Below are 2,985 nucleotides of genomic sequence, written 5' to 3'. Positions count from 1 at the left end.
CCGGTGCCCGGTGGCGAGGTCCGGGTGGGCCGGGCGCTACCGGCGATCGAGGGCGTCGCGGTCAGCGCGGACAAGACCGACCTGGCCGACGTCTGGACGGCGCTGACCGGGGGCGGACCGGAGACGGCCGACCGCATTCCCGGCGTCGAGCGGATCTGGCTAGACGGGAAGCGCCGGCCGGCGGTGGACCGGGGTGTACGGCAGATCGGCGCGCCCGCCGCGTACGAGGCGGACTTCACCGGAGCCGGAGTGACCGTGGCGGTCCTGGACAGTGGCGTCGACCTGACCCACCCCGACCTGGCCGACGCGGTGAGCGAGGCGGTCACCTTCGTGCCGGGCACCGATCCGGTCGACCGGTACGGGCACGGCACGCACGTGGCCTCGACCATCGCAGGCCGGGGCACCGCCTCCGGCGGCACGTACCGGGGTGTGGCGCCGGACGCCGACCTGGTCTCCGCCAAGGTCTGCGACGACTGGTGCGAGGACTCGGCGATCCTCGCGGGGATGCACTGGGCGGCCGTGGACAAGCAGGCCACGGTCATCAACATGAGCCTCGGCGGGTGGGACGGGCCGGAGATCGACCCGATGGAGGAGGCGGTGAACACGCTCACCGCCCAGACCGGCGCCCTCTTCGTGGTCTCCGCCGGCAACGACGGACCGGGCGACCGTACGGTCGGCTCGCCGGGCAGCGCGGACGCCGCGCTCACCGTCGGGGCGGTCGACCGGGACGGAAGTCTCGCGGACTTCTCCAGCCGGGGCGCGCGGGTCGGTGACGACGCCGTGAAACCGGACATCACCGCGCCGGGCGTCGGCATCGTCGCCGCGCGGGCGGCCGAGGGCGTGATGGGCATACCGGTCGGCGAGCACTACGTCGCCGAGTCCGGCACCTCGATGGCCGCGCCGCACGTGGCGGGCGCGGCGGCGCTGCTCGCGCAGCAGCACCCCGACTGGGACGCGACGCGCCTCAAGTCCACCCTGATGGGCTCGGCCAACCCCCGGCCGGGTGACACCGCCTACCAGCAGGGATCGGGTCTGGTCGACGTCGCGCGTGCCGTGGGGCAGGCGGTGACCGCCGATCCGCCGAGCGTGTCGTACGGCCGCACCCGGTGGCCGCACCACGACGACGACCCGATCACCCGGACGGTCACCCTGCGCAACGACGGAAGCGAGCCGCTCACCCTCGACCTGACCTGGCAGATCATCGGGCCGGACGGCAAGGCCGCCCCCGCCGGCATGTTCCGCACCGCAGCGCCGCAGGTCACCGTGCCGGCCGGTGGCACCGCCGAGGTGGCCGCCACGGTCGACACCAGCGTCGACGGGGTGGACGGCTACTACAGCGGGCACCTGGTCGCGACCGCCGGTCAACGTCGTACCGTCGTCCCGGTCGGGGTGCACCGTGAGGTGGAGAGCTACGACCTGACCGTCCGGCACCTCGACTCGACGGGGGCGGCGGCCGACACGTACTGGACGCTGGTCAACGGGATCGACGGTCCGGCGTACGAGTCGCTCGACGGCACGTCCGGCGGACCCACCACCATCCGGATCCCCACCGGCCGCTACGCCGTTACCGGCCTCGTCGAGGAGTTCGGCGAGCGGGAGCGCAGCACGGTGCTGAGCCGCCCGGAGATCAACCTGAACCGGGACCTGACGGTCACGCTGGACGCCCGGAAGGGCAAGCGGATCACGGCGACGGTGCCGGAACGCACCGCCCGCCCGGTGCTGGTGCAGGCCGGGGTGCTGGTGGACATGTACGAGAACTCACCGGCGAAGATCGACGTGTGGGCCGGCGGCTTCGACGGCCTCTACACGGCCCAACTCGGAGACCGGGCGACCCACGATCACATCAGCGGCTTCGTCGCACACCAGTGGGCCAGGCCGGACGGCGACGGCGGTTTCGCCGGTAGCCCGTACATCTATCACCTGGGTGAGGGATTCCCCGGCCGGTTGCCCACCGGCTACCGCAAGGACGTGCGGCGCGCGGAGTTGGCCACGGTACGGCACGAACTGCGCGGTGAACGCCTGGGCGACATGATCGAGCGGAGCATGTCGGCGGAGTTCGACGGGGTGTACGGCTGGACCGCGAGCGCGTCGTTGCCGGTCGGCGACGCCTGGACCGAGTACCACAGCACCACGGACTCCGCCTGGTCGGGCGCAGTCAGTGTCGCGCAGAGCGGCGACGGGGAACTCGACGAGGAGTTCCGGAAGATCCTCTACGGCGCGTCGGAGCGATACCGGGCCGGCCGCAGCTACCGGGACGTCTGGAACGCCGCACCGATCGGGCCGACCCTGCTACGCAACGACACCCCGTTCAGCAGCGCGAGCCGTATCGAGGACTTCATGCGGATCGACATCCCGCTGCACGGCGACGCGGCCGGGCACGCTGGCGTCTCCAACGGGGACAGCGGACGCACCGCGTTGTACCGGGGCGACGAGCTGGTCGAGGAGTACACCGGGGCGCTCGACGCCGGTTTCGGCTTCTTCGAGGTGCCGCCGGAAGCGGCGTCGTACCGACTGGAGACCTCCTCCCGGCGCAGCTTCACCGAGTTGTCCACCGAGGTCGCTCTGACCTGGCAGTTCCGGTCCGCGCGGCCGGCCGGGGACGACTGGGAACGCCTGCCGGTCATGGTGGTGCGGTTCGATCCGAAGCTGGACCGCGACGCCGCCGCGCCGGCCGGTAAGCGCCTCGACATCCCGCTGCGCGTGCTCGGCAACGAGGGAGTCGCGGTGACGCCGAAGAAGGTCACCGTGCAGGTCTCCTACGACGACGGAGAGACCTGGCAGCCGGCCACGGTGACGTCGGCGGGCACGAAGTGGACCGCGACGGTCCAGCACCCCCGCTCCGGCGGGTACGTGTCGCTGCGGACCTCGGTCACCGATCGCGAGGGCAACAGCCTCGATCAGACGATCATCCGGGCGTACCGGCTGCGCACCGGGTGACCCTGGGCTGACCTCGGCTGCCGTGCCGGACCTTCCCGGGTCCGGCAC

1 protein-coding gene is annotated in these 2,985 nt (G+C 72.4%); it reads left to right on the top strand.

From position 1 onward, the window contains the following. Positions 1–2,937 (top strand): S8 family serine peptidase (locus EYA84_RS29760; protein ID WP_131057424.1); only part of this gene is annotated, 2,937 nt, incomplete at its 5' end. Positions 2,938–2,985: the final 48 nt, after the last annotated feature.

This window comes from Verrucosispora sp. SN26_14.1 (genome assembly GCF_004307965.1).
Lineage (GTDB): Bacteria > Actinomycetota > Actinomycetes > Mycobacteriales > Micromonosporaceae > Micromonospora.
This window is presented reverse-complemented; position numbering and strand designations above follow the sequence as displayed.